The sequence below is a fragment of the Pseudomonas sp. YeP6b genome, assembly GCF_025642995.1.
GTDB lineage: Bacteria > Pseudomonadota > Gammaproteobacteria > Pseudomonadales > Pseudomonadaceae > Aquipseudomonas.
In genome coordinates this window covers 2,763,486-2,789,101 of record NZ_CP080090.1, presented here as the reverse complement: position 1 = coordinate 2,789,101, position 25,616 = coordinate 2,763,486, and the positions used below count along the sequence as shown (strand labels likewise).

Genomic DNA, 25,616 nt, shown 5'->3' with positions numbered 1-25,616 from the left:
ATGACGCAAGGAGGAGCAACACCGCCTAGCGGTTCTTGCTCATGTAGCGTTCAAGCGGGTCTTTGCTCAGCACGCCCTGGGCTTCGGCCAGCGAGTCGATGAACAAGGCGAACAGTTCCGACTGCGCGCCGATATCCAGCTTGGTGTAGATGTGTTTGCGGTGGGACTTGATGGTGTCCTCCGACACGCCGAGGCGCTCGGCCAATGAGCGCGTGGAATGCCCGCGCAGGATCAACTGGGCGATGCGGCATTCGCGCTCGGTCAATATCGACGAACCGAAGTTGTTCAGCGCCGCGTGAATGCGCTGCTCTAGCAGGTTTTCAAAGCGTGCGCCCTGGGCATCCAGGCCGACAAAATGCTTGCCCAGCACCGCCAGCACCCACGGGGCGATGCGCTTGAACTGCGCGGTGGTGGCAGCGTCGAGCTTCTGCGTAAAGGCCAGCGACACCGCCAGGCTAGAGCCGTTGCTCGATTGCAGGATGTAGTTGAGTTCATCTTCCAGCTGCGAGTGCCGGTAGAACGACTGGAAGTACTCGGTGAGTTCGAAGTGGTCAGGGGCAATGTCGGCAAGGCCGTAACACCCGGAACTGACGCCCTCCACGCAGGCGCCGTAAAACGGGTCGAGCAAATAGAACCCCGACAGGTACTGGCGCACATTGCCTTGTGGCAACCACGGCCCATCCAACTCGAACAACGCGCTGGGCATGCCACCACGCGGGTAGAAATACAGCGTCGTGGCCTGGATCGGCTGCAGCACCCCAAGGGCCTCAAACAAGGTCGCGGCGAACCCCGACTGCCCGATGCTCTCGGTCACCCGGGCCATCTGTTCGAACCATTGCGCAGAAGAAAGCCGGTCGTTTTCCACTTCAAAGACTCGCGTTAAGAACTGCAAGGATGGTCACACACCCGCCCCCTCCTCGAAATCACCCGATAGGGTGAGCCTGCATTCGATATTTATGCTCTGTTCAAAGCTTAATAATATTTTATTAAAAACCGCCCTCCCCCTAGCCTTGAAGCCATGCCCAAGCTGAATCCAACTGCATTACGCAAGGACAGACACATGACTCAAGCAATAACAACAATAGACACGCTGGTGGTGGGAGCCGGTCAAGCTGGCGTGGCCATGAGCGAGCACCTGAGCAAGCAAGGCGTGCCGCACCTGGTGTTGGAGCGCAGCCGCATCGCCGAGCGCTGGCGCACCGGGCGTTGGGATTCGTTGGTGGCCAACGGGCCGGCCTGGCATGACCGTTTTCCGGGGCTGGAATTTGATGATGTCGCCGCCGATGGCTTCGCGCCAAAAGAGCGTGTGGCGGATTACTTTGAAGCCTATGCACGCAAGTTCAATGCGCCGATCCGCACTGGCGTGGACGTCATTTCCGTGGTGCGTAATGTCGGTCGCCCAGGCTTCACCGTGCACACCAGCGAAGGCGTGATCGAAGCCAACCGCGTGGTCGCCGCCACCGGGCCGTTCCAGAAGCCAGTGATTCCGGCGATTGCGCCCAAAGACACCGCGCTGCACCAGATCCACTCCGCCGACTACCGCAACCCCGCACAACTGCCGGCCGGTGCCGTGCTGGTGGTGGGCGCCGGTTCGTCCGGCGTGCAGATCGCCGATGAATTGCAGCGCTCCGGCCGTCAGGTGTACCTGTCGGTCGGCGCCCATGACCGCCCGCCCCGCGCTTATCGCAACCGCGATTTCTGCTGGTGGCTGGGGGTGTTGGGCGAGTGGGATCAGGCCGCGATGAAACCCGGCCGCGAGCACGTGACCATTGCCGTGAGCGGCGCCCACGGCGGCAAGACCATCGATTTTCGCGAGTTGGCCCAGCAAGGCATGACCCTGGTTGGCCTGACCCAAGCCTTCAACGGCACCACCGCCAGCTTCCAGCCCAACTTGATCGACAACCTGGCGCGCGGCGATGAGAACTACCTGGCCCTGCTGGATGCGGCGGACGCTTACATCGAGCGCAACGGCCTCGACCTGCCCGTGGAGCCAGAAGCGCGCCGCGTATTCCCGGATGCCGAGTGCATCAAACAGCCAATCCTGGAGCTGGACCTGGCCAAGGCCGGTATCACCTCGATCATCTGGGCCACCGGGTTTGCCGTGGACTACAGCTGGCTCAAGGTCGATGCGTTTGACGCCGCCGGCAAGCCGCAACACCAGCGCGGTGTGGCCCCTGAGTCGGGTATCTACTTCCTCGGTTTGCCGTGGCAATCGCGCCGGGGCTCGTCGTTTATCTGGGGCGTGTGGCACGACGCTAAGTACGTGGCCGACCACATCGCCATCCAGCGCCAATACCTCGAGTACCGCGAAGCCGCACCGGTTGTTCACAAAGCACCTGTCAGCGCCTGATCACCTTTTGCTGGAGTTTTTTTGATGCCTACTCACACTCGCATCCGCATGTTCAACACCAAAGAAACCTACCCCAACCAGAGCCTGGACAACGACCTGTGCCAGGCCGTGCGCGCCGGCAATACCGTGTATGTGCGCGGCCAGGTCGGCACTGATTTCGACGGCAACCTGATTGGCCTTGGCGACCCACGGGCCCAGGCCGAACAGGCGATGAAAAACGTCAAGCAGCTGCTTGAGGAAGCAGGCTCCGACCTGAGCCATATCGTCAAGACCACCACCTACCTGATCGACCCGCGCTACCGCGAGCCGGTGTACCAGGAAGTCGGCAAGTGGCTCAAAGGCGTGTTCCCGATCTCCACCGGGCTGGTGGTCTCGGCCCTCGGCCAGCCCCAGTGGCTGATGGAAATTGACGTGATCGCTGTTATTCCCGAATAAGGAGCCGCACATGACCTTTTCAATCGTCGGCCGTTGCGCAGACACCGGCCAGCTGGGCATCGCCATCAGCTCATCGAGCATCGCCGTGGGCGCCCGCTGCCCGTGGCTGCGCCCAGGTGTGGGCGCGGTCTCGACCCAAAATATCACGTTGCCGGCCCTGGGCCCGGACGTGCTCGACCTGTTGGAACAAGGCCTGTCGCCAGCCGAGGCTGTCGACAACGCCCTGACCCGCAACGGCTACAGCCAATACCGGCAACTGACGGCGATTGATCACCTGGGCCGCAGCGTGCATTTCAGCGGTAGCGAAACCCTCGGCACGCACAATGCAGTGGCGGGCGAACAGTGCGTGGCCGCCGGCAATATGCTCGCCGACCGCGCGGTGATCGAGGCGATGGTCACAGCCTTCGAACACGGCGAAGGTCAACTGGCCGACCGCCTGCTGGCCGCGATGCACGCCGCCATCGCCGCCGGTGGCGAAGCCGGCCCGGTGCATTCCGCCGCCTTGGTGGTGGTGGGCGAACTGACCTGGCCGATCATCAACCTGCGCGTGGATTGGGCCGAGGAACAGCCGATCGCCGCACTGCAAAAGCTCTGGGACGCCTACCGCCCGCAAGTGCAGGACTACCTCGACCGCGCCCTCGCCCCCGACCGCTCGCCCGGCTACGGCGTGGCCGGAGACGACCGATGAGCAGCAGCCGCGAGTGGCTGCAGACGCTGGTGGGGTTTGACACCACCAGCCGCGAATCCAACCTGCAGTTGATCGAGTGTGCGCGCGATTACCTGGCGGGTTACGGCGTGGCCAGTGAGTTGGTCTACAACGAGGAACGCAGCAAGGCCAACCTGTTCGCCAGCATCGGCCCGGTGGAATTGCCGGGCATTGTGCTGTCGGGCCACACCGATGTGGTGCCGGTGGATGGGCAGCCGTGGACAGTGCCGCCGTTCGAGCTGACCGAGCGCGACGGCAAGCTGTTTGGCCGGGGCACGGCGGATATGAAGGGTTACATCGCCTGCGTGCTGGCGTTGGTGCCCGCGCTGGTCAAGGCAGACCTGCGCCTGCCGGTGCACATCGCCCTGTCTTACGACGAGGAAGTCGGCTGCCTGGGCGTGCGTTCGTTGCTCAAGGTATTGGAACAGCGCCCGGTAAAACCGATGCTGTGCATCATCGGCGAGCCGACCGAGCTGAAACCGGTGCTCGGCCACAAGGGCAAGCTCGCGATGCGTTGTGATGTGCAGGGCGAAGCGTGCCACTCGGCGTATGCGCCGTATGGCGTGAATGCCATCGAACACGCGGCGGAGTTGATCGGTGAACTGGGGCGGATTGGGCAGCGGCTGCGCGAGCAGCAAGACCCGAGGTTTGATCCGCCATTCAGCACGGTGCAGACCGGGGTGATTTCCGGCGGCAAAGCGCTGAATATCGTACCGGCGGATTGCCGGTTTGATTTTGAAGTGCGCGCGCTGCCCTCGATGGACCCGGGTGAAGTGGCTGAGGAACTGCAAGCCTACGCCATGCAGCAGGTGTTGCCGCGTATGCAGGCCGTCAGCAAGCAGAGCGCGATTCGGTTTACCGAGTTGTCGGCCTACCCAGGCCTGGTCACCGATGAGCGCAGCCAGGCGGCGCAGTTGATTGCGGCGTTTTCCGGCTCCCGGGATTTCGGCACCGTGGCGTTTGGCACTGAGGGTGGGTTGTTTGACGCGGTGGGCATTCCCACGGTGGTGTGCGGGCCTGGGAGCATGGACCAGGGGCACAAGCCGGATGAGTTTGTGAGTGTGGCGCAGCTGGCCGGGTGTGATGCCATGCTAGAGCGCATGCTCGACTCGATCCGCGCCTGAGCCGAGCACACCCCTACCCGGCAACACACATCTACTGTGGGAGCTGGCTTGCCTGCGATGGCGGTGTATCAGCCAGCCCCTGTGGCAACTGACACACCGCCATCGCGGGCAAGCCCGGCTCCCACAGTGGATCTCTGTTGTTTGTTGGGTAGCATTTCAGGTTTAGCCCAGCAGCCGTGCGAGTTCTTCGCGGCAGTAGTCGACAAACAACTGCACTGGCTTGGTCAGCGGCGCCCGCCGCAACCACACCGCCGACAACCCGGAACCCGTCACTGTTTCAGCCAACGGCACACACACGACCTTCTGCCCATCATAGGTGTACTCGGTAAACGGCTTGGTCACCAGAATCGAAAACCCAAACCCGCGCCCCACCATGCCGCGCACCATTTCAATCGACGGCGAGCTGAACACGATATTCGGCGTCAACCCGCGCTCTTCAAAGATGCTCACGAAGTACGTCCGGCTCGGCAGCACATCCAGCAGAATCATCGGCTCCAGCACCAGGTCCGCCAACGACACCTTGGCCTGCTGCGCAAAGCGGTGGTCCGCCGGCAGCAGCGCATACGGCTGCTGCGGCGGCATCAATGGCGTGGTCTCGATGGTGCCGCCCAAGTCATGCTCAAACAGCATCGCCACATCGATACTGCCAGCCGTCAGCGCCTGCACCAGCTCTTGCTGCTCGCCATCACGAATGCGGATCTCCACCCCCGGCCAGCGCGCCTTGAAGCCGGCGATCAAGCGCGGCAGATACAGCGGCGCCACCGTTTCAAAGCAGCCGATGTCGATCTGCCCCGCCACCACATCATTGTCAGCCAGAGCGTTTTGCTCGAACTCATGCGCCACCCGCAACAGCTCCAGCGCCTTGCGATAAAACCGCGCCCCGCTGGGCGTGAGCGAAACACCCTGGGCGTGATGGCGGATAAACAACTGCACACCAAAGCTGTCTTCCAGCTGCTTGATCGCCGTGGAAACCGACGGCTGCGCGATATACAGCTTGCGCGACGCCTCGGCGACGCTGCCGCACTCGGCCGTGGTCACAAAATATTTGAGTTGGCGCAGGTTATAGGCAGCCATCGGGACCTCCAAAAACGTGGGACTTCGCCCCAAACAAGTGCGTGAAAATCGGCTTTTTCACACGGATTAAAGTCCATGCAACATACCGGAGCAAAAAAACCGGTGAGCTATATTTTTTAAGGTCTATAGCAACAAACTTACTAATTTACCTGCCCGCCCCCATTGCAGATGATCACTCCAACAACAAAGCGCCGCCCGTGCAGCGCACAGCGAAGTACGTCAACGTACTCACCTTGCCTTGGAGCTCGTCATGGTTACCACTGCAACATCCTCCGCACCGCTTATCGAAAAACACACGATTGGATACGTGCCCCCGGAAGATCGCCACGGAAAGGTAAGAGACCTGTTCACCCTGTGGTTCGGCGGCAACATCGCGCCGCTGCCCATCGTCACCGGTGCGCTGGGTGTGCAACTGTTCCACTTGAACCTGTTGTGGGGCATCGTCGCCATCCTCGTCGGCCACTTGGTCGGCGGCGTGTTGATGGCCTTGCACTCAGCCCAAGGCCCGCAAATGGGCATCCCGCAAATGATCCAGAGTCGCGCCCAGTTCGGCTCCCTCGGCGCCCTGCTGGTGGTGGTCATCGCCGGCGTGATGTACATCGGTTTCTTCGCCTCCAACATCGTACTCGCGGGTAAATCCCTGCACGGCGTGGTCGACAGCGTGCCCGTACCGGTCGGCATCGTCATCGGCGCCATCGGTTCCGGGATCATCGGCATCATCGGCTACCGCTTCATCCACGTGCTCAACCGCATCGGCACCTGGGTACTCGGCGCCGGCATCGTGCTGGGTTTTGGCTACATCTTCACCCACGTGCAGACCACCGACTTCCTCACCCGTGGCAGCTTCAACATCGCAGGCGTGCTGGCCACCGTGTCCCTCGCCGCGCTGTGGCAGATCGCCTTCGCGCCCTACGTGTCGGACTACTCCCGCTACCTGCCCGCCGACGTGCCCGTCGCCTCCACCTTCTGGACCACCTACCTCGGCTCCGTCCTCGGTTCCAGCCTGGCCTTCATCTTCGGCGCCGTCGCCGTGCTCGCCACCCCGGTCGGCATGGACACCATGGACGCCGTCAAACTCGCCACCGGCGCTATCGGCCCGCTGATGCTGGTGCTGTTTTTGCTCAGCGTAATCAGCCACAACGCCCTCAACCTGTACGGCGCAGTACTGTCAATCATCACCCTGGTGCAAACCTTCGCCTACCGCTGGATCCCCACCGCGAAAAGCCGCGCGGTAATCTCCATCCTCGTACTCGCCGCCTGCGCCATTGCAGCCGTGTTCGCCTCCAAAGACTTCATCGGCCACTTCGTCGACATGGTACTGGTGCTGCTGGTGGTACTGGTGCCGTGGACGGCGATCAACCTGATCGACTTTTACGCGATTCACAAAGGCAAATACGACATTGCCTCGATCTTCCGGGTGGATGGCGGCATCTACGGCAAGTACAACCCACAGGCGCTGCTGGCGTATGCAGTGGGGATTGCGGTGCAGATTCCGTTTATGAACACGCCGCTGTATGTGGGGCCGATTTCCGAACACATTAATGGCGCGGATTTGTCTTGGGTGGTGGGGTTGCTGGTGACGTCGCCGTTGTATTTCTGGTTGGCGAGTCGGGACAGTGCGTACAAACGTCGGATGGAGGGGGGGAAGTTGGTGAGTGGGGTTTAAGCCGACTGCCTGCAGTGATTTGATCGTGATGTTTTGAACCACTCATATCCTGGCTTTGCGGCCGGGGTTTGGGTGGTTTTTAAGTTTTTGGGGGCGGTTTAGTTATCTATAAAGAGCCAGCTGATACACATCACGGTCATGGATGTGAAACCAATCAGTGTCGGTATGACCATCCAGTACTTGAGATGCCGTGGAATTTTTTCAACGTCCTCAACCCGCACTAAACGCCTCCATTGGAGTACTTTGGGCATAAGAATAATGATCGCCATAGCGACTACACGTACCTGTCGGCCCTCAAATGGAGCATTACGAAAAATGCGCCTGTGTGCAATTACATAGTCGCTGTGTTCCACATAGCGCTCTGCTGCATCTAGCTTTTTGAACATGACAAAAAAAGTAAGTGGGAGACTGAGTATCATGATGACGCACGCACACATGCCGATGTATTCGAAAACCATTTAATCCCTCACAGTCTGATAGAGAAATTTTCCTGTGTTTTCTCCGAAAGCGCTTCCGATTTTGCCTGCAACGAGTCCGCCTGCGGCACCGCCGACGATGGCGCATGCCAACGCTCCAGCGCCTGCTGTAGGTATGCCAAAAACAATCATGCAAGCAGCGATACCAATTTGGGCTCCATACGCGCCGCCTCCAGATGCACCCGCGACTCCGGCTATCAACTTACCCCCTTCAACATACTTCGCCTGCGTACACGCTTGCTCACGCCCTGTGGAACACGCCTGCGATATCTCCAACGCCGTCGCCCCAACATCCAGCGCTATACCAACGTAAGTCCCCTTCTTCAATATCTGCGAAGCCTTGGCCAACCGCTTGACCCGCGCCTCATACCCCCGAATTTCTCCATGCTGCCAGTAGCTTTTACTGGAAATACCCAGCATCTTTTTAATCGACCCTTCGTTTCTCAACCCCGTACCCAAGCGCGCCATCCCCGAGATTTGGCTGTCCAACTTGGCAAACAGCGCCCTTCGCTTAACCAAAAACTCTTCCCTCGCCCCCGTAGTGCCCTTCCTCAAGTACTGCTGATGCAAATCCTCGATGTCCATAAGGGTCTTCTCGACGTGCGCCAAGTGCTTGCTCCAAGCACTGCTGGCACTGCCGATGCCAACGGACGAATAGGACAAGATGGCCTGCAACTGATCATGGTTTTTGACCAGGAACTGGTCGGTTGCGGAGTACGCCAACAGCGCTAGCTTAATATTCAGCGCCGAGCGCATCAGCTGTGCCTCTTCAGCGGTGCAAGCGGCCGTTCGGCTGTCGCCAATGATCACCAACTGCCCCGGCAACACCAGCGTGTTGCGGATGTGCTGGTTGAGGGTGTCGAATTTGGTGTGAGTACGCGGATCAAGCGCCAGGCTCAATTTGAGCAGTGGATAAGGCTGCGGTCGTTCATTGATAAATGCGTAGGGTCCCTGCATGCGTGCACCTCCAAGTGACTGAGGCGCACGACTATAAGAAGGCGCTACAGCTGAGGTAAGACGCGTATAGGGGTGGTTTTAACGATTCAGAAATGGACTACTTCAGTCTAAGTACATGCCTACGCACTGGACGTTCCGGGGTGCTTCATCGGCATAGTCATTGAGGAACTGACGGCAGAGAGCGGTCGGATGAAATCAGGAAAAGGTCGCTGGATCCCTCAGGGTCAGACCACATTGTATTAAGGGTGACCTGACCCCATTTGCGCGGGTGTTTTTTTCATTTTCGCGGCGCGCCAGCGAACAGCAAGACGCCGACTGGCGACCGACCTAAAGCTTGCTGCATCCCCGTCGATAACCTCTAGGAAACCCGCCAATCATGGAGTGATCAAATGGCCCTTTCCGTCAGCGCAACCTACCTCCCACCGGCTAACACGCTACTCACGCCTTCCGGACAGAAGCTTGAGCCCCAGCCGATGACGAATGCCGACAAGAACACCCTGGCCAATGCCACGCCGGCGGCCATCTACCACCCCAGTGAAGGCACCAGCACCACGGCGGAACCGCTGGAGGCCGTCGACACCTGGATTGGCCGCTCCCAATCGCCGGACTTCCCTCGATTCGCTGATATCGCCGCCGGCGCGCACCAGACGCTGAAAACCTCCTTCCAGGCCTTCCAGGCAACGCTGGCGACCAGCGCGCCCGACCTTGCCAGCAAAAAGTATGGCTTCACGGTTGAGGCCGACGGCAAGTTAAAAGTGCTCGATACCGCCGGACAGCTCAGCAGCTCGGACACCCAGCGGCTCACGGACCTGCTCAACAACTCGCTGGGGCTTAAAGCGGCAGCCGTGGCTTATCGCGATGCGTCCATTGATTTGGTGGACGCTGATTCGCCGTGGTCGGGGAGTTATATGGGGTTCTACAGCCTGACTAAGGAGAATTTCGCTAAGACTATTGATCTGGCGCCGTTGTTTAAAGATACGCACACGATGGTTCCAGGGGAGTTCAGAAGTGCGACGTTTTTTACTCAGTTGTCTGATAAAGGCGAACGGGCGACGCGGGAGACGGAGGATGCGATGTTTGAGAGGCGGGCTGCGCAGGGGTTTGCGGTGCGGGTGTGATTGGGGGGATGGTCAGGGGCTGCTTCTGGCAGATTGCTGCCTTACACGACTGAGTACTCTCGGCCAAGAGCAGACATATAGGTAAAAATAAAGCTGCCCGCTATTCCTGTGCTTAGGACAGAATGAAATCTTCCCCTAAACTTTTCGGCCTTGCGCACCATGGACGACTCTCTTTTCACTCCAGAACAGGTGGCATCACGATCTAGTATTGCTCAGGTAGATAAGCAGGTGAGGCAATGGTTAGTGGGTCTTCCCATCGCTGAGAGACTCGACTTTCTAAAGCAACTGTGGCCACTGAACTACCGATACTCACTCAGACTGCTCCAAGCTGCACAGCTACCGAGGCAGGAAAACGAGTACATGTTCAGGTACTGGCTGCGTGTCGGCCATCACAATACGGCGCAGGAACTCATCAAGCGGTTAGAGCCGGTTCTGGGGGAGAGAAAGTTCTGGCGGATTGCTTCACAGGAGAAGCTTTCACCGACTATGCGCGAGTTCATGAATTACTACGGCCGTGGGCGCCTTGATTCTCAACCCAACGAAAAATAAACCTTTAGCCTTTTCTGGCAGATTTGTTTTCGGCGCACCCAGCTGACAGGGCCATCTGTGGTGAATGTGTCTGCGGGTTGATGTCTGATCTTGGTGATCGAAATCAAATAAATCCGTCCCGAATGGCACTTACTTAACAGCTAACCAGCTGATATGACTACAAAAAAATTAAAAAAGGCCGTCCTTGGTCTACGGTGATAGTTGCGAACACACACCACGAGAACAAGGACAGCCCGCGTGAATCGTAGACGCCAAATCGTCAGGCATCAACAGCAGCGCATTCAGCAGCACACCAAAAACAGCAATGCCCATGCGTTCTTTAAGCTGCTAGCCGATCCGGAACTGCTACAGCGTGTCGAGTCAGTGACGCCCAAGCATCGCCAACGGTTGTTCCCGCCGACTGAAACACTGTCGATGTTTCTGGCCCAAGCCATGAATGCCGACCGTTCTTGTCAGAAGGCCGTGAATGATTTTTCGATCAAACGTTGCTGCGATGGGCTAAGCCCCGGCAGCGTGTACACCGGCGCTTATTGCAAAGCACGGGCGCGGTTACCGGTAGAGATGGTTTCAACGTTGCAACGGGTAAAGAATTTGTACGCTCTGGCCACCTCATCACCTAAGTCGTTAGGCCGTGTAGAGATGACACGTAGCGCCCCTCACTTCGTCGATTTGTACTGCGTCCGTCACACAGCCAAGGGCCGCAAACACCAACGCGTTACAGGCTCAATCGCCAGAAGCAAGCTAAGTCGGCAGTCCGCCATACGTGAGCGCGAGCCGTGGTTGCTTGCCAGCAACCTGCCGCAAAGCGAGTGGAACCCAGCAAAAATCGTGGCGATTTATAAGCGGCGTATGCAGATCGAAGAAGGCTTCCGAGATGTGAAAAGCGAGCACTTGGGATGGGGCCTGAATCTGCATCGAAGCCAATGTCCAAAGCGCATTGAAGTGCTGCTGTTGATTGCCGCCTTGGCCAACTACCTCATCTTCTTAACAGGATTGCAGGCACGGGAGAACCAATTGGAACGGCGCTATCAAAGCAATAGCCTCAAAGAGAGGCGAGTACTTTCATTGTGGCGTTTAGGCCTGGAATATTGGCGCAGTTGCACAGGTTTCGGTGACCGAGAGCATTTGGAAATATTGGAGCATGCTCTGCGCGATGAGGTGCATCATCAGGCGCAGAGTTTGGAGTAGATTTGTGGGGATCCCTCAGGGTCTGACCCCGATTTTCGCACAACCTCAGTCGTTTTCTAGATCGTCCAGGGTTTTCGCACGTTTCTCATCGATATGCCGCAAAAACTGCCCTTTATATACTGATCGCTCACTACTTGATGAGCCTCGAAGAGCATTAAAGGCATCACCAATGCAGCCCCTTATTGGCTCCAATGAATTAGAAGGCGCTTCAAAATAATATAGCGTTAAAAGCCTGATAAAAATGGCCTGCGTAACAATATTATTGGCGCCTGCTTCTTTTAGCAACTTACAAATTGCCTGTATGCTTGCCCTATTTATATTTTCTATCGTGAGCATTGTGGATAGAAACCGCACACACTGATTCGCATTGTTCGTTTCTGCTAAAATAAAATTTTCAAGCTTTGGCGTAGCTAAAGACTCCGCCATTAAAGATGAGATTAGTTGAGGAACCATCAACCTTATAAAACTTTTAAATTGTTCTGGAGATAAAAACTCAAGCTCAGGCGGAAGTTCGTCTGGAAAGTCGTCCGGGTTTATTTCATGGAAATACTTTGTTGTCGAGACAATGATTTTTGACCACATTGTTAGCACTTCGTTAAGGCACTGCTTTTTTAGCTCGACGTCATCTATGAGCTCACTATTTCTTAATATATTAGAGTATGCTTTTAATGCGCCTATGAAATGCATCTGACTTGATAACGGGGCACTAGGGTGCCTTTGTCTTGCATGGTCATGATCAATAGATGCCTTTGAAGGAACTTCTGCTTCCTCAATGAATCTAGCTCTATGGTTGTCATCAACCGGAGTATTTAAAAAATCGTCCTCCATTTTTGTTAGACTTTCCGACTGACTAAATACTCCTTGCTCTCTGCCGTGGGCTTCAAACAGAGATATGTCAACTTCGAACTCGGAGTCAGCGAGTAGTTTCCGACAACAGTCTCTAGCTGAGATTAGAATGTCTTTCCGGTCCCGATGAAGGCCTGTAAGTAGATCTAGCTCGGTAGTATAGTTGGAGATTGAAAGTGGTGTTAAAACCTTTGCCAGCGCCTCCACATTATCAGCAAGTTTATTTGCTAGAAAAAAAGCCCTAAAGCAATCGAATTTAAATGAAATTTTTTGATTGCTTTCATATAGCAAGCCTTTCCTAAGAAGCTCTTCTGTAAACCCCCTTGAAGGGACTGTAAGACCTCGCTTATTAAAGTAAGTTGATACGAAAATTTCAAACTCGTTTGAATTTACCCATTCTGCACTTGCCTCATCCATAGCAGTAGATAGCTCTGATAGAAAGTGAGACTGAATATTTGAGTCATAATTTGATCGCGACTTTGACTCAGTGAATTTCTCCAACAGCCCGAAAATTAGCGCTTCTATTGCAGATGCTTGATTTATTAGCTTGGCTGTGGGCTGCTGCTCTATTACCCATAATAATATAGAAACTAAGAAAGGGGTTTGTGGTACATTCAGTTTAGATAATAATTTTTTTACAAGCGTGAATCGCTCTTCAGAGTTCTGATCGTGTTCACCGAACCACTTTTTTACTAATTCCTTTGTGTGCCTTATTTTGAATGAGTGTATGTAGACCACGGTTGGGTTGTTTTTTAAGGACGGTAGCTTTTCGAGACTAAGATCATCCTGCAACTCTTCGTTTGTAGCCAGTATATAGCGAGGCGCTGAGTATTTCTCTCTAAACTCTTCAATTAATTTTCTATGAGCAGAATTATGCAGATCAAAGCTATCAAAGATGACTAATGCCTCACCATTTTCTAATAAAGTGATTAGATCCCTCTTAAGAATTTCGTTGCCTAAGAACTCTATTGCTTGAGTGATAATAGCTGCCACTGTTAACTTGTAAAGTGTTGAGATATCAATCAGCAGGCCAACTCTTGCATTTCCGTGAAATTCCATAAATCTATTGACTGCAATATGATTCAGTAACGTTGACTTTCCGGACTCTCTTTTTCCGATAAAAATAATATCTATTTTTTCTTGCGATAAGCTGTATAGACTTACGACCTCATCGGTATCTTTTGTATCAAGATCATCACTGGCAGCAAGGCTTTTCTCACTTTTTTTTGCAAGCGGTGGTTCAACAAAGATAGATGATAAATGTTTTGGAGCGATATCAGACGCTGAAAAAGATAAAAGCTTTGAATTGGCCTTTTCTAATGCGGCATTTATAGCGGTACTTGAAATAGATGCTTTAATTGCACCATTATTTTTTGACAAATTAAACTCATATACCCCATTTTTCGCAAACCTCGGGGAAATGTCAAATTCATTCCTTTGACTGTAATACTCTCGCGCCTCTATTCTTAATACATTTTCTTTGCTGTCAATATCTATGATGGAGTAGCCATTATAGTGCTCTCTGCTTTCGAAGATACATCCTGTGTTGCTGATTAATAGATTACCTAATGTTGATATTGTTTGCGAGGCGCTATTACTATGATTATGCCCACATAGCAGAAGATCAAAGTTAGTTGATAACGCTCTTTGAATTTTGTTTTTTTCTTCGGGGGCCAGCCAATCTAAAGTGTGATGCATCATGGCAATTTTAATGTCGCAATCTTCTATTTCAGCAAGTGAAAGTTCAATTTGCCGTTCACCAACGTATAGACTATTTCTATCTTTTCCTCCTCCGCCAGCGGTTCGCCACGTACTATTTAAAGAGGCTACGCCTACCTGCGCAGAGTCAATTTTCAGCTTCTTTGTTGTGAACAACATGTTTCCTGCATACGTTGAAGAGTCAATCCTCCTTGAAAGTTCTACGTAGCCGCTCAAGTGCCCCAAAAGTGGAGTATCTCCTTTACTAATAAGATTTTCGATTAGCTTGTTTGCCTCTTCAGGAGTTTTTATATTGGTGAATATTGACTCATATAATTCTTCTCGATCTTTAAGGCTTATGTCATGATTTCCCGGACAGGATAAGAATACTGCCGACGAATTGGAGCTCTGGAGTATCTTTCTAATTATTATTTCTTGAGCCTCAATAGCACTCTTTGAAGTATTTCCTCTATTGGCAATGTCACCGGTGCATAATATCGCATCTATTTTCTTGTTATTATTCGCCTTGGCTATATCCTCGCATAGCGCGTTAATTGTTCTGGAGTGATCCGCGCAGTTGGTTACATGCAGGTCTGAGATATGTAGGATTCTCATTTTTCCGTCCTTGATTTTATCCGTACGCGATCAACTAATTTATCTAGCGAGGCAAAAAAATAATAGCTATAAGAGCATTCTGTATGTTTCGACTTTAGATTCCAAACGAAATAGACCGTAACTTTTAAAGCCAGTAAGGAAGGTGTATGAGGTCATTTGAAATTCTCCTCCAGCGAGTTATTTTTTACCCAATTTTGACGTGTGAAGAGCCTCCACGCCTAAGTTGCAAAATTCTTAATTCTTGAATAGCATGCAGTGATCATAATAATTATTCTTTATTTGATGGCCGTACGCCACAATGAGTGCTTAACCTGCCGAATTAGTACCAACATTTGCAAGTTGAATCGATTTATATTTTTCGTACAATTTGATTGGCATCTGTTGACCGTTTGCTGCAGCTCACGTTCGACGCTTCTAGGCTGATAGCTGCCCCATATGCTAGGGCAGCTATCAGCCACTTTCTGCCTATCATGTACGCAAACCTGCTGGTAAAAACCGATGCAAAAAACTGAGTATGTCGACCGCAAATCGATGAGCAGGTTTGTGAACCTACACAAACCTTCTTAAAACTAAGTCAGAAAGGTCTGACAAGCTCGAAAAACGCATCCACCATGCCAACCTCATCTCAGGCACCCATCGCCTTTAAACATACGGTATAGAGCGCTTAACCGCAGCGTTAACCGGCCCCCCAAAATAGCCACTGCCTCCGCAAACCAGTCCTACAACCGCAACGCCCCCTATTGCCCCACCAAAATCAGCCTTCTATAGTCCGCCCCGTCGCCAGCTTGATCGGCGATGGGATTCGCAGCCCTAAAAAGGAATTACACCAAAAACCGTTAAGCCCGACAGAACCGATTTCCGGTGACGTCCTGTTTTACGGCTATCCGAAATTTTTCTTTCTTAGGGATTTCCACCTTGAAAATTCAACACCCGCCCCGCCGCTTCACCCCCATGTCCCAAACCGCAACCGAATACCCTGTCCTCCTCATCGACAGCGACGCCCCGCTCAGCGAGCTCCATGCCTGCGCCAGCGAGCGTCTCAACGCCGCCCTCGCCTACCTGCACCTGATGGCCTGTTCCAATGTGTCCGACTATGCCGAGCACGACATCAATACGGTCGCCAATACCGCTCGGATCATGGTCCAGGATGTGGCGGATGTGTTTACGGTGATGGAGCGGCGGGGGTTTGATGTGCCGGCTGTGAGTTGATGTGATGTGAGCTGTGAGAAAACCCGCGTTGGCGGGTTTTCTAGTTTTTGGGGCGCCGCGAATTGACGGCTGATCGGGCCTTGGGGTGTTGGTGCTGGCGCCTTCGCAGCCTCGCTGGGGCTCGACAGCTCCCACTGTTTGATGGGTGCTCGGCACCTGCATAGCGTGAGAGGCGGCGATGGCGGTGGTATGGGCGCGCCGTTATGATGTGGCCTTTCGCTTAACGCCTCAGGAAACGCCCATGCCCGCCCTCGCCTTCCGCAACGCCCTGCCCGCCGACGCCGCCCGTTGTTTTGAGATTGAAATCAGCGCCTATGAAGGCGATGAAGCCGCGACGCTGGAGAAGATCGCCACGCGTATTGCGCAGTATCCGCAGGGTTTTCTGATCCTGGAGGCGGATGGCGCGGTGGTGGGTTTCATCAATTGTGGCTGCGCGCATCAGGTGGTGATGTCGGATGAGGCGTTCAAGGAGTTGGTGGGGCATTCGGCCGAAGCGCCGAATGTGGTGATTATGTCGGTGGTGGTCGACCCGGCGCATCAGGGCAAGGGGTATTCCACGGCGTTGATGACCGAGTTTGTGCAGCGCATGCGTGCGCTGGGCAAGCAGACGATTCATTTGATGTGCAGGGAGCAGCATGTGCCGTTGTACCGCCGCATGGGCTACAGCTATGTGCAGCCTTCGCCTTCGGAGCATGGCGGGATGGCGTGGCATGAGATGGTGATGGGGCTCTAAGCCGTCGTCGTTCTGGTCGCATTTTTGTATCGAGACGTCTGACGGGAAAGCCGCTCACAACCGGCTAATGTATTTCAACAAACAAAAACCTTAGCCGCGTTGCCGAAATCTGACGCCAAACCTGACATTACGCGTAATTATCAGGACGAGGCCTACAGCCAAACAGCTCAGTTTATGGGTAAGCGCGGCAGCGGTTTTAAGCCGTTACATCCGCCAAAAATCACTGCATTGAAGGTCTCTTAAAGGCTAGCTAGCCTGCAACGCAACCCGCCAGACAGGAGTCCGGCAGGTTGCCTTTATTGCCCATTAAAGAGGTATGCCTATGTCTTCAATCAGTGTTTTTAACCCGTCCCTGTCGATGTACCAGGCGCCTGAAACCGGTAGGATCGATAGCGCTAAACCAAGGGCTAATCCCCTTGATCAATCAGCTGGAGATGATGTCCTGTGGGGCTCGGGGCAACTGCCTGTGAATGGCCACCCGATGCCCGGCCAGCCTGCACAACACAGGATTGATAACGACAACCCGATGTTTAACGCCCTTGATCACACCGCCGGCGATGATGCCGAAGTATTCGACCCCGCTACACAAGCCTGGCAGCCCACCCAGGCCGCCGGTAATGGCCGATACAGCGCGCTTGGCGATCCTTACCGCGAGGCGATAGATTTCGAGATCAAGGCCGACGACATGGGTGGATGGCAGCAGGCGTGAAGCAACCGGTGGTATGGAGCATCACGAACGTGCTGCATACCGCCTAACACGCACCTATTGAGAGGCAATCATGAGCGCACCCTTCATTGAAGTCAGCGACCAACCCAACCCCGACGCCGAACGCATCCTCGGCAGCGGCCTCGCCGCATTCAATGAAGCGATTACCGGCGCCAATGATCGCCTGCCACTGACGGTACTGATCAAAGACCCCGATACGCAGCAGGTCCTCGGCGGCATCACCGGCAAAACCACGCTGGGCATGGCCTTTCTCGACCTGTTCCACCTGCCCGATGCCCTGCGCGGTTCGGGCTTGGGCAGCCAATTGCTGCAAGCCTTCGAAGACGAAGCGCGGCGCCGGGGTTGTCTGAATGCAGTGCTGTACACGATTAGCTTCCAGGCGCCGGGGTTTTATGAGAAACACGGTTGGGTGCGGTTTGGCGAAATACCCTGTGAACCTGCGGGCAGCAGCCGGGTGTTTTTGTCTAAAGCGCTTTGATCAACGGCGATGGCGATTCAGCCCTGGGCTGTGTAATGATCCCTGCTCGTTCTTCTAGGGATGGAGCCTGCGCCATGTCGCTGAACACCCCCGTTCACCCCGCGCACGCGCCGCGCTTCTGGCGTGACGAGCGTTTGCCGTTCATCGAGGCGCGGACCATTGCCGACGGGCGCAAGGTCACGTACACCCGCCACGCCCACGAGCATTTTTCCATCGGCGCGATCACCACCGGGCGCAGCTATTACCACTACGGCGCGCAGACGTTTGAGATCAGCGCCGGCACGGTGGTGTTGATGAACCCCGGCGATGTGCATGCGTGCAACCCGATCCACGACCAGCACTGGTCGTATCACATGCTGTACCTGGACACGCCTTGGCTGACCGACCTGCAATACCAGCTGGGTTTCAGTACTGAGCAGGGTTATCGGCCGTTCAACACGCCACACACCCGCGACACGCTGCTGTACAACGGTTTGATCGAGCTGTACGGGATTTTGTTGGATGAGCAGGCCGAACTGCTGCAAAAGCAGAGCGCGCTGGTGAGTTATTTCACCGAGGTGCAGCAGCGTCTGAACCCTTCACTGACGCCGGTGCGGGAGGTCAACCATAAGCTGGAGCGCGCCGCCGAGTACATCCGTGAACACTGCACCGAGGCGTTGAAGCTGGAGCAGATTTGCCTAGCGGCCGAGCTGTCGCCGTCGTACCTGATCCGCGCGTTCAAGCAGTATTACGGGCTCACGCCGCATGCCTTTGTGGTGAACCGGCGCATCCAGTTTGCCCGCACCCAATTGCGCAATGGCGAGCTGATCGCCGATGTGGCCCTGGCCGCGGGCTTTGCCGACCAGGCGCATTTTCAGCGGGCGTTCAAACAACATTTTGCCGCCACGCCCGGGCAGTACCGCGACTTGCTCAAGCCATCAGCAAATAACCCACACTGGCCACCAGCAACGCGGCCATTGAGCGGTTGAACAGGCGTACGCCTTGCGGGTTGCTCAGGTAGCGGCGCAAGACCCGGCGTAGGCCCAGCACGCCACCGACAGGTAGCAAATCACCAGGTAGAGCGCGGCGAACAGCCACACTTGGCGCGCATCGCCATCCGCTACAAACAAGCCCATCCCTGCCACGCAAGCCAGCCAGGCTTTGGGGTTGAGCCATTGCATGATTGCGCCGTAGAGCATCGACGGCGCGGTGGCGGTGCCCTCGGCGTCGAGGCGGCCGTCGTCCACCGCCAGTTTCCAGGCCATGTACAGTAAAAACGCGACGCCGCCCCACTGGATCAACTGGGTCAGGATCGGCCAACGCACCAGTACTTCATGCAGGCCCAGGCCGATCAGCACCAACAACAAGGTGAAGCCGACGGCGGCGCCGAACACGTGTTTCTGGCTGGCGGCAAAGCCGAAGCGCGCGCCGGAGCTGAGTGCGACCACATTCACCGGTCCCGGCGTGATGGAGGTGGCCAGGGCGAAGGCAGCCATGGAAATGATCAAGCTCATTGCGGTTCCTTTTTGTGATGCCAAACAACGATGGCCTCACGATAAAGGGCTGAACGGGCGTGGTATTGAACAAAATCACCCTGAGCCCAAGACCCGGCGTTGTTCAATGCGCCGCTGTTGGGCTTCCTCGACAGCAAACAGACCCTGTACCCTGTCGACGCGCGCCGGTTGCGCGCCCACCATTACCCGCCACATCAGGACGCCAATGCCCAACCCGATTCCTCGCCGGCGCGATGCCGCCGTCACCCGCGACGCCATTTTGGTGGCCGCGCGCAAGGCCTTTGCCCACTCGGGCTACGACCGCACGGGGCTGGGTGAAATCGCCGCCGGCGCGGGGTTGACCGTGATGCTGGTCAACCGCTACTTCGCCTCCAAGGAGCAGCTGTTTGCCGAGGTGATCGCCGAGGCATTGGCCAGCCCCGTCGCCCTGACGCCCGACCAACTCGGCGTGGAAAACCTTGGGCGCTGCATCGCCACTGCGCTGGTCAGCATCACTGAAGCAGGCAGCACGCCGCTGGACGGCTTCCTGATCATGCTGCAGTCGGCATTGAGCAAGCGCGCCGCCGTGATCGGCCGCGAACAACTCGAAAAAGGCCACTCGGCGGCCCTGGCCGCTGCGCTCGAGGGCGCGCATCACCAAGAGCGCGCAGCGCTGGTGATGGCGTTGGTGTCAGGCTTTCAGGTGATGCGCCAGATGCTGGAAGTGTCGGCGCTGGCCAAGGCGGACCCGCAGGTATTGATCGACTTACTGACGCCGTTGTTTCAGCAGTTGCTGGATGGCAAACCCGCCTAACCCACCTGCGTGACGATATCTTCCAGGCCCAGCACGCGACCGTCCTCGGACACGATCTGGACCTTGCGCAGCGGCTTGAGCGAGCGCGCATCCACTATACGCGCACCGACCTGCTCAGGCTCGGTGTGCGTCTCGCCCCATTGCGCCAAGGTCACCAGCACCGGCATCAGCGCGCGGCCTTTGTCGGTCAGCTGATACTCACTGCGCGCGCCGACTTCGCGGGTGTGCAGCAGGCCTTGCTCGACCATGTCCTTGAGGCGTGTGGCGAGAATGTTTTTCGCCACGCCCAAGCTTTTTTGGAAGTCGCCGAAGCGCGTCACCCCGGCAAACGCGTCGCGGATGATCAGCAGCGTCCACCAATCCCCCACCACATCCAGCGCACGGGCGACCGGGCAATCGTCGCCTTCCAGGCATTTGCGTTTCATCGTCGGCCTCGCGTCATCAGAAATATTTGGTTGCATTATAGGACCAACGAGCCCAAGATAAAAACGGTTTTATTATTAAACCTAATTTGTTGCCTGGAGCTGATCATGGATATTCGTGGAAAAGTGGTTTTGGTTACCGGCGCCAACCGTGGCCTCGGCAAAGCGTTCGTCACGGCGCTGTTGGAAGCCGGTGCGGCCAAGGTCTACGCCGCTGCGCGGGACCCGGCCAGCGTCAACATCCCCGGTAGCACGCCGATTGCCCTGGACATCACCGACCCGGCCAGCGTGCAGCGCGCCGCCGAGCAGTGCACCGACGTCAGTGTGTTGATCAATAACGCGGGCTTTTTGAAGTACGGCTCGTTACTCGCCGAAGACAGTGTCGAAAACCTGCAGCAGCACTTTGAAGTCAACACCTTCGGCACCTTGCGCCTGAGCCGTGCCTTCGCGCCGATCCTGGCCAAGCAAGGCGGCGGCGCGCTGATCAATATCCTCTCGATTCTGAGCTGGCTGAGCCCGCCCGGCTCCGGTGGCTACAGCACCTCCAAATCTGCCCAATGGGGCCTGACCAATGGCCTGCGCGGCGAGCTACGCGAGCAGAATACCCTGGTGATCGGCGTGCACCCGGCCTACATCGACACCGACATGGTGGCGGATATCCAGGTGCCGAAAAGCACGCCCCAGGAAGTGGTCGCGATCACCCTGCAAGCCCTGAGCGAAGACCGCGAAGAAGCGTTGATCACCGACATGACCCATGCCGTGAAAGCCTCGCTGTCCACGCAAAGCCCGGCCTACCTCAACCACTGATCAACGAAAAGTGCGCGCCGACCCCGGCGCGCACGCCCTCGCCCACCGCCAGCGCTACGGAGCCGGCGGCCAGTGAGGCGTCGCTACAGGCAAACACGCCAGCCACCGAGGTCTGGCGCATGCCGTTGGTGTGCAGAGCGCTACCGCATCGCCATGGCGCCTTGATCGGCGCTACAGCCCGCGACTGCGCAACCATTGCAGGAAGCCTTTTTTCACCGGCACGACCGGCGCGTCCTGGGTCAGGGCCTGCGCCGTGTGTAGACGGAAATCCAGCAGCGCCTTCATCGCTTCGCTGATGTCGTGGCGCGCGTCCAGGCAGGGTTTCAGGTATTCCTTCTCGATGCGGTACAGGGTGCAGAAGGTTTTGGCGGAAAAATCCGCCAGCGCCGCCTGATCGGACAAAATCCCCGCCTCGCCAATCACCTCGCCCGGCCCCATGCGCCCGGCTTCGAACTTGTGGCCGGCCTTGATCAACATCACCGAGACCACACCGGATTCGACGATAAACAAATGATCGCTGACCTCGCCCGCCGGCAGGATCATCTCGCCGGCGCGGTAGGTGTGCAGGACCATGTTCTGGCTGAAGGTATCTTTCTCTTCCTGGCGCAGGGTGGAGAAAATCGACGAGCGCTCCAGCAATGCGCGTGCACCGGACAGCGCCGCCGGCGCGCTGCTTTCGGTGGCGGACAGCAAGCCCACGCCCGCCGCTTGCAGGTGGCGGAAAGCCAAATCGTAAAGCTGGTTGCGCACTTCGCGCTTGACGCCCATGGCCGGCACAAAGCCGCTGATTTCATACTCCACCCCGCCACTGGCAGAGGTCTTGAACGCTACGCTCGGCGCGGGTTTGGCCAGTAGCGGCCGGCAACCTTGCATCGCCCGCTCCAGCGCCTCGATCACGGTTTGCGGGCGCGCATGCGGGCTGACTTGCAGGCTGACCGCCAGGCCGAACATGTCCGCCGGGCGCGAGAAATTGATGATTTTGGCCTTGGCGGCCAGGGAGTTGGGGATCACCGCCATGCTGCCCTGGGAGGTTTGCAGGCGTGTGGCGCGCCAGTCGATATCGGTGACGCGGCCTTCGGTGCCGTCGATGGAGATCCAGTCATCCAGCTGGTACGGCTTGGTGGTGTTGAGCACGATCCCGGAAAATACGTCGCTCAGGGTGCTTTGCAGCGCCAGGCCGACGATGATCGCCACCGCCCCGGAGGTGGCGAGCACGCCCTTGACCGGCAGGTCGAGCACGTAGGCCATGGCGGCGATGATCGCGATCAGGAATATCACCGCGCCCATCAGGTCCTGCAGCAACCGCCCGCCATGCCCGACCCGCTGCATCATCACCGCGCCGAGCAATACCGTGAGGGTGCGCGCGGCAAACAGCCACCAGCCGATCTGCAAGGCCGTGGCGGCCAGGTGCAACGCGGTGTTGTCGGCATAGGGTGCGAGTTGCATGGGGTTCATGCCGTCGTTGAACAGCACGGCGCTGTACACGGCAAAGATCGCCAGGCGTGCGGCGAGTTTCCAGTTGGCGAGGTTGACGGAAATAAGGCGCCACACGGCGATGTCGATAAAGATCAGCGCCACGGCGCACAACATCGGGTGATCAGCGATAAATGAGGGCATCCGGGCGACTCCAAGGCGAATGCGCTGAAGATCGCATGATTTGAGAACGCTGGAAAACAAAATGTGCGGGTAAAAACCCTTGTGGCAAGCGGGCTTGTTGTGGCGAGCGGGCTTGCCACAACAAGCCCGCTCCCACAGGGGTTGGCACTTGACCGTTAAGCCTGCATTTGTCCGAAACGACCGGATTGGAAGTCAGCAAATGCCTGATGAATTTCCTGCTCGGTGTTCATCACAAACGGGCCGTGGCCGACGATGGGCTCATCGATCGGTTCACCGCTGAGCAGCAGCACCTTGGCGTCGTCGTTGGCTTCCAACGTGATGTGCTCGCCATCCCGTTCAAACAATGCCAGTTGCCCTTGGCGCGCGACTTCCTCGCCATTGACCAGCACCGTGCCGCGCAGGATCACCAGCGCGGTATTGCGCCCGGCGTGCAGGTCCAGCGTGACCGCTTTACCGGCGTTAAGACGCAAGTCCCACACGTCAATCGGCGTGAAGGTGCGCGCCGGTCCCTGGGTACCGGCGAATTCACCAGCGATCAGGCGCAACTGCCCAGCGTCGTTCGCCAGCGGCAGCACCGGAATATCGCCATCGACGATAGTCTGGTAACCGGCGTCGGCCATTTTGTCCTTGGCCGGCAGGTTGACCCACAGTTGCACCATCTCCAGCGCCCCGCCGCTGCGGGCAAAGGCTTGGGAATGGAACTCTTCGTGGAGGATGCCTTTGGCGGCCGTCATCCATTGCACATCGCCGGGGCCGATCGTGCCACCGGCGCCGGTGGAGTCACGGTGCTCGACTTCGCCGTCATACACGATGGTCACAGTTTCAAAGCCGCGATGTGGGTGTTGGCCTACGCCGCGACGTTGTTCGGTCGGTGTGAAATCGACCGGGCCGGCGTGGTCCAGCAACAGGAATGGGCTGATGTGCTTGCCCATCGCGTCGTAGGAAAACAGTGTGCGCACCGGAAAGCCGTCGCCGACCCAATGGGCGCGGGGGCTGGTGTAGATGCCGATGATTTTTTTCATGGTGTACCTCCAAGTTGCGTACACCCTAAGTCCGCTGGCCGTTGAGTACTAGACGGCAAAATCGGCCTTGATCGTTCTACGTATAGGACAGTTCTGCCGTATTCAAGGCTGCTGAACCCCAGCAGGTTGATAAACACGCCGATCAATACCGGGCGGCGGCCGATACGGTCCGACAGCGGCCCGAACAGCAACTGCCCCAGGCCAAATGCGGCGACAAACGCCGACAGTGCCATCAGCGCCTGCTCGATGGCGCCCAGGCCCGGGTTGATCAATTGGGCCGACACTTCACCCAACACGCTAAGGGCCACCCGTAAAAGCAACAGGCTTCGCGGGGGGGCTGGGGCGTTTGCCACGGGGAATATCCGGGGCTGGATAAATTTATATTTCAGCCATAATATGAGCAAAAGATTACGACCGTAATTTTTACAGCTGATTACCCCCGGAGCCCGTCATGAACCCTCTTCCCCTGCGTATTCTCACGCTCCTGGTCATGTTGGTCGTCCTCAGCGGCTGCAACAGCGAGGCCGACAGCGCCGCCGACGTGCCGCTGCCCCGCCCAGCGCTCGTCGCGCAAGTTGAAGCGGTCGGCACCCCGCAAAGCACCTATACCGGCGTGGTGGCTGCGCGTACGGAAAGTGACGTGGGCTTTCAGGTCAGTGGCAAGGTCATCGAACGCAAGGTCGACCCCGGCCAGCACGTGTCCCGAGGCGACACCCTGCTGGTGCTGGACATCGGCGACGTCGAACTGGCCAAGAACCGCGTAAACGCAGCCCAGGCACAATTGCGCCAGCGCCGTGATGATGAAAACCGCTACCAGCGCCTGGCCAGCACGGGCGCGGTGTCGCGGCAGGTTTTCGATCAGTCGGCGAACAACCTGCGCGTGGCCGAAGCCGAGCTGGCATCAGCACAATCCGACGCCAGCCAGATCGAAAACCGCCGCACCTACTCGGTGCTCAAGGCCGATGGCGACGGCATCATCACCGACGTGCGCGTGGATCGCGGCCAGGTCGTCGCCGAAGGGCAAATCGTCGCGCGCCTGGCCCATGACGGCGCCCGCGAAGCCATCGTCAACCTACCGGAAAACCAGCGCGACCAAGCCTCGCAAAAAGCCCTGGCGTTCCCCTCCGGCGCGCCCGAGCAGGCCGTGACCGCCCCCCTGCGCGAGCTGTCCGCCAGCGCCGACCCGGCCACCCGCACCTACCGCGCGCGCTACGTGTTGCACGGCGCCGTCACCCGTTTCGCCCTCGGCTCGACCATCACCGTGCGCCTGCAAGGCAACGGCCAGACGCCACAAACCCGCGTGCCCATCGTCGCCCTCGGTGCTCACCTGCCGCACAACTAGGCGGGGGGCTGGCGGTGCGATGTTGACGCTGTTGCTCCTGCCGGTGCTGTGCAGTTTGGTGCATGGCCGGGAGAGGACACAGACTACTGAAACATCCCACGTAACTACCGGATAAGCTCTACAGATACCGCCTGAAAACCTCTGCAAAGTCCTTCGCCTGATCACACAGTG

The 25,616-nt window shown here is 57.1% G+C and carries 22 protein-coding genes and 4 pseudogenes; 16 read left to right on the top strand and 10 right to left on the bottom strand.

The window, feature by feature from the left end:
* Positions 1-25: 25 nt before the first annotated feature.
* Positions 26-865, bottom strand: a complete 840-nt coding sequence (locus KZH41_RS12635; protein ID WP_094953437.1) for a helix-turn-helix transcriptional regulator — start codon at positions 863-865, stop codon at positions 26-28.
* A 153-nt stretch (positions 866-1,018) separates the two neighbouring features.
* On the opposite strand from KZH41_RS12635, the gene KZH41_RS12630 reads away from it, so the two are divergent.
* The 4 genes from KZH41_RS12630 to argE are packed head-to-tail and all read left to right on the top strand — an operon-like array spanning position 1,019 to position 4,615.
* Positions 1,019-2,350: a flavin-containing monooxygenase gene (locus KZH41_RS12630; protein ID WP_406980400.1), complete on the top strand. Its 1,332-nt coding sequence runs from the start codon at positions 1,019-1,021 to the stop codon at positions 2,348-2,350.
* A 24-nt stretch (positions 2,351-2,374) separates the two neighbouring features.
* A complete protein-coding gene (locus tag KZH41_RS12625; protein ID WP_003207327.1) occupies positions 2,375-2,785 on the top strand; it encodes a RidA family protein in 411 nt (136 codons plus the stop codon).
* Positions 2,786-2,795: 10 nt separating this feature from the next.
* Positions 2,796-3,473, top strand: a complete 678-nt coding sequence (locus KZH41_RS12620) for a DUF1028 domain-containing protein (protein WP_263274918.1) — start codon at positions 2,796-2,798, stop codon at positions 3,471-3,473.
* Positions 3,470-4,615: an acetylornithine deacetylase gene (gene argE / locus KZH41_RS12615; RefSeq protein ID WP_263274917.1), complete on the top strand. Its 1,146-nt coding sequence runs from the start codon at positions 3,470-3,472 to the stop codon at positions 4,613-4,615. Before KZH41_RS12620 ends, argE begins: the two co-directional genes overlap by 4 nt.
* A 162-nt stretch (positions 4,616-4,777) precedes the next feature.
* Here the strand turns inward: argE and KZH41_RS12610 are convergent, their stop codons facing one another.
* Complete coding sequence (locus KZH41_RS12610; protein WP_263274916.1) at positions 4,778-5,689, bottom strand: LysR substrate-binding domain-containing protein; 912 nt, start codon at positions 5,687-5,689, stop codon at positions 4,778-4,780.
* Between the two features lie 250 nt (positions 5,690-5,939).
* Here KZH41_RS12610 and KZH41_RS12605 point away from each other — a divergent pair, with 250 nt between their 5' ends.
* On the top strand, positions 5,940-7,355 hold the full coding sequence (locus KZH41_RS12605) for a purine-cytosine permease family protein (protein WP_263274915.1): 1,416 nt from the start codon (positions 5,940-5,942) through the stop codon (positions 7,353-7,355).
* 458 nt (positions 7,356-7,813) lie between these two features.
* Here KZH41_RS12605 and KZH41_RS12600 read toward each other — a convergent pair whose 3' ends face one another.
* A complete protein-coding gene (locus KZH41_RS12600) occupies positions 7,814-8,788 on the bottom strand; it encodes a hypothetical protein (protein ID WP_263274914.1) in 975 nt (324 codons plus the stop codon).
* Between the two features lie 389 nt (positions 8,789-9,177).
* Between KZH41_RS12600 and KZH41_RS12595 the strand changes: the two genes are divergently transcribed.
* The 3 genes from KZH41_RS12595 (at position 9,178) to KZH41_RS12580 (ending at position 11,643) form a co-directional block, all read left to right on the top strand.
* The gene (locus KZH41_RS12595) at positions 9,178-9,906 is read left to right on the top strand and encodes a hypothetical protein (protein ID WP_263274913.1); all 729 of its coding nucleotides are present in this window, start codon (positions 9,178-9,180) and stop codon (positions 9,904-9,906) included.
* Positions 9,907-10,266: 360 nt separating this feature from the next.
* Positions 10,267-10,455, top strand: a complete 189-nt coding sequence (locus KZH41_RS12590; RefSeq protein ID WP_263274912.1) for a hypothetical protein — start codon at positions 10,267-10,269, stop codon at positions 10,453-10,455.
* Between the two features lie 237 nt (positions 10,456-10,692).
* Complete coding sequence (locus tag KZH41_RS12580) at positions 10,693-11,643, top strand: IS4 family transposase (protein WP_406980398.1); 951 nt, start codon at positions 10,693-10,695, stop codon at positions 11,641-11,643.
* Between the two features lie 45 nt (positions 11,644-11,688).
* Here the strand turns inward: KZH41_RS12580 and KZH41_RS12575 are convergent, their stop codons facing one another.
* The gene (locus tag KZH41_RS12575) at positions 11,689-14,802 is read right to left on the bottom strand and encodes a metallophosphoesterase (RefSeq protein WP_263274911.1); all 3,114 of its coding nucleotides are present in this window, start codon (positions 14,800-14,802) and stop codon (positions 11,689-11,691) included.
* A 951-nt stretch (positions 14,803-15,753) separates the two neighbouring features.
* Between KZH41_RS12575 and KZH41_RS12570 the strand changes: the two genes are divergently transcribed.
* The 5 genes from KZH41_RS12570 (at position 15,754) to KZH41_RS12550 (ending at position 18,917) form a co-directional block, all read left to right on the top strand.
* A complete protein-coding gene (locus KZH41_RS12570; RefSeq protein WP_406980447.1) occupies positions 15,754-16,011 on the top strand; it encodes a fructose-bisphosphate aldolase in 258 nt (85 codons plus the stop codon).
* Positions 16,012-16,252: 241 nt separating this feature from the next.
* Positions 16,253-16,744, top strand: a complete 492-nt coding sequence (locus KZH41_RS12565; RefSeq protein ID WP_263274909.1) for a GNAT family N-acetyltransferase — start codon at positions 16,253-16,255, stop codon at positions 16,742-16,744.
* A 322-nt stretch (positions 16,745-17,066) separates the two neighbouring features.
* The gene (locus tag KZH41_RS12560; protein ID WP_263274908.1) at positions 17,067-17,453 is read left to right on the top strand and encodes a hypothetical protein; all 387 of its coding nucleotides are present in this window, start codon (positions 17,067-17,069) and stop codon (positions 17,451-17,453) included.
* Between the two features lie 70 nt (positions 17,454-17,523).
* The gene (locus KZH41_RS12555; RefSeq protein WP_263274907.1) at positions 17,524-17,949 is read left to right on the top strand and encodes a GNAT family N-acetyltransferase; all 426 of its coding nucleotides are present in this window, start codon (positions 17,524-17,526) and stop codon (positions 17,947-17,949) included.
* Between the two features lie 74 nt (positions 17,950-18,023).
* A complete protein-coding gene (locus KZH41_RS12550) occupies positions 18,024-18,917 on the top strand; it encodes an AraC family transcriptional regulator (protein WP_242155619.1) in 894 nt (297 codons plus the stop codon).
* On the opposite strand, the pseudogene KZH41_RS12545 reads toward KZH41_RS12550, so the two are convergent.
* Positions 18,859-19,442, bottom strand: a pseudogene (locus KZH41_RS12545) (LysE family translocator). The gene KZH41_RS12550 and the pseudogene KZH41_RS12545 sit on opposite strands and share 59 nt — an antisense overlap.
* Positions 19,443-19,647: 205 nt before the next feature.
* On the opposite strand from KZH41_RS12545, the gene KZH41_RS12540 reads away from it, so the two are divergent.
* On the top strand, positions 19,648-20,235 hold the full coding sequence (locus tag KZH41_RS12540) for a TetR/AcrR family transcriptional regulator (RefSeq protein WP_263274906.1): 588 nt from the start codon (positions 19,648-19,650) through the stop codon (positions 20,233-20,235).
* Here KZH41_RS12540 and KZH41_RS12535 read toward each other — a convergent pair.
* On the bottom strand, positions 20,232-20,660 hold the full coding sequence (locus KZH41_RS12535; RefSeq protein WP_242155612.1) for a winged helix-turn-helix transcriptional regulator: 429 nt from the start codon (positions 20,658-20,660) through the stop codon (positions 20,232-20,234). The two genes, KZH41_RS12540 and KZH41_RS12535, sit on opposite strands and share 4 nt — an antisense overlap.
* 105 nt (positions 20,661-20,765) lie before the next feature.
* Here KZH41_RS12535 and KZH41_RS12530 point away from each other — a divergent pair, with 105 nt between their 5' ends.
* Positions 20,766-21,464 carry an SDR family oxidoreductase gene (locus tag KZH41_RS12530; protein WP_242155610.1) on the top strand — a complete coding sequence of 233 codons (699 nt, stop codon included), beginning with the start codon at positions 20,766-20,768 and terminating at the stop codon, positions 21,462-21,464.
* Here KZH41_RS12530 and KZH41_RS12525 read toward each other — a convergent pair.
* The 4 genes and pseudogenes from KZH41_RS12525 to KZH41_RS12510 all read right to left on the bottom strand — a co-directional run.
* Positions 21,454-21,603, bottom strand: a pseudogene (locus KZH41_RS12525) (thioredoxin reductase); the annotation flags it as partial. The gene KZH41_RS12530 and the pseudogene KZH41_RS12525 overlap by 11 nt on opposite strands.
* Positions 21,604-21,635: 32 nt before the next feature.
* The gene (locus KZH41_RS12520) at positions 21,636-23,081 is read right to left on the bottom strand and encodes a mechanosensitive ion channel domain-containing protein (protein WP_263274905.1); all 1,446 of its coding nucleotides are present in this window, start codon (positions 23,079-23,081) and stop codon (positions 21,636-21,638) included.
* Between the two features lie 155 nt (positions 23,082-23,236).
* Positions 23,237-24,103, bottom strand: a complete 867-nt coding sequence (locus KZH41_RS12515) for a pirin family protein (RefSeq protein ID WP_263274904.1) — start codon at positions 24,101-24,103, stop codon at positions 23,237-23,239.
* Between the two features lie 137 nt (positions 24,104-24,240).
* Positions 24,241-24,456 (bottom strand): annotated as a pseudogene (locus KZH41_RS12510) (MFS transporter); the annotation flags it as partial.
* 98 nt (positions 24,457-24,554) lie between these two features.
* Here KZH41_RS12510 and KZH41_RS12505 point away from each other — a divergent pair.
* Positions 24,555-25,421, top strand: a pseudogene (locus tag KZH41_RS12505) (efflux RND transporter periplasmic adaptor subunit); the annotation flags it as partial.
* Between the last annotated feature and the right edge of the window lie 195 nt (positions 25,422-25,616).

What these genes read in the sequence shown, in the direction of transcription:
- KZH41_RS12530 (WP_242155610.1), top strand. Translation starts at nt 20,766, where the DNA reads ATGGATATTCGTGGAAAAGTGGTTTTGGTTACCGGCGCCAACCGTGGC.
- KZH41_RS12555 (WP_263274907.1), top strand. Translation starts at nt 17,524, where the DNA reads ATGAGCGCACCCTTCATTGAAGTCAGCGACCAACCCAACCCCGACGCC.
- KZH41_RS12600 (WP_263274914.1), bottom strand. Translation starts at nt 8,788, where the DNA reads ATGCAGGGACCCTACGCATTTATCAATGAACGACCGCAGCCTTATCCA.
- KZH41_RS12520 (WP_263274905.1), bottom strand. Translation starts at nt 23,081, where the DNA reads ATGCCCTCATTTATCGCTGATCACCCGATGTTGTGCGCCGTGGCGCTG.
- KZH41_RS12570 (WP_406980447.1), top strand. Translation starts at nt 15,754, where the DNA reads ATGTCCCAAACCGCAACCGAATACCCTGTCCTCCTCATCGACAGCGAC.
- KZH41_RS12540 (WP_263274906.1), top strand. Translation starts at nt 19,648, where the DNA reads ATGCCCAACCCGATTCCTCGCCGGCGCGATGCCGCCGTCACCCGCGAC.
- KZH41_RS12560 (WP_263274908.1), top strand. Translation starts at nt 17,067, where the DNA reads ATGTCTTCAATCAGTGTTTTTAACCCGTCCCTGTCGATGTACCAGGCG.
- KZH41_RS12630 (WP_406980400.1), top strand. Translation starts at nt 1,019, where the DNA reads ATGCCCAAGCTGAATCCAACTGCATTACGCAAGGACAGACACATGACT.
- KZH41_RS12515 (WP_263274904.1), bottom strand. Translation starts at nt 24,103, where the DNA reads ATGAAAAAAATCATCGGCATCTACACCAGCCCCCGCGCCCATTGGGTC.
- KZH41_RS12550 (WP_242155619.1), top strand. Translation starts at nt 18,024, where the DNA reads ATGTCGCTGAACACCCCCGTTCACCCCGCGCACGCGCCGCGCTTCTGG.
- KZH41_RS12595 (WP_263274913.1), top strand. Translation starts at nt 9,178, where the DNA reads ATGGCCCTTTCCGTCAGCGCAACCTACCTCCCACCGGCTAACACGCTA.
- KZH41_RS12535 (WP_242155612.1), bottom strand. Translation starts at nt 20,660, where the DNA reads ATGAAACGCAAATGCCTGGAAGGCGACGATTGCCCGGTCGCCCGTGCG.
- KZH41_RS12575 (WP_263274911.1), bottom strand. Translation starts at nt 14,802, where the DNA reads ATGAGAATCCTACATATCTCAGACCTGCATGTAACCAACTGCGCGGAT.
- KZH41_RS12620 (WP_263274918.1), top strand. Translation starts at nt 2,796, where the DNA reads ATGACCTTTTCAATCGTCGGCCGTTGCGCAGACACCGGCCAGCTGGGC.
- KZH41_RS12610 (WP_263274916.1), bottom strand. Translation starts at nt 5,689, where the DNA reads ATGGCTGCCTATAACCTGCGCCAACTCAAATATTTTGTGACCACGGCC.
- argE (WP_263274917.1), top strand. Translation starts at nt 3,470, where the DNA reads ATGAGCAGCAGCCGCGAGTGGCTGCAGACGCTGGTGGGGTTTGACACC.
- KZH41_RS12625 (WP_003207327.1), top strand. Translation starts at nt 2,375, where the DNA reads ATGCCTACTCACACTCGCATCCGCATGTTCAACACCAAAGAAACCTAC.
- KZH41_RS12590 (WP_263274912.1), top strand. Translation starts at nt 10,267, where the DNA reads ATGTTCAGGTACTGGCTGCGTGTCGGCCATCACAATACGGCGCAGGAA.
- KZH41_RS12565 (WP_263274909.1), top strand. Translation starts at nt 16,253, where the DNA reads ATGCCCGCCCTCGCCTTCCGCAACGCCCTGCCCGCCGACGCCGCCCGT.
- KZH41_RS12605 (WP_263274915.1), top strand. Translation starts at nt 5,940, where the DNA reads ATGGTTACCACTGCAACATCCTCCGCACCGCTTATCGAAAAACACACG.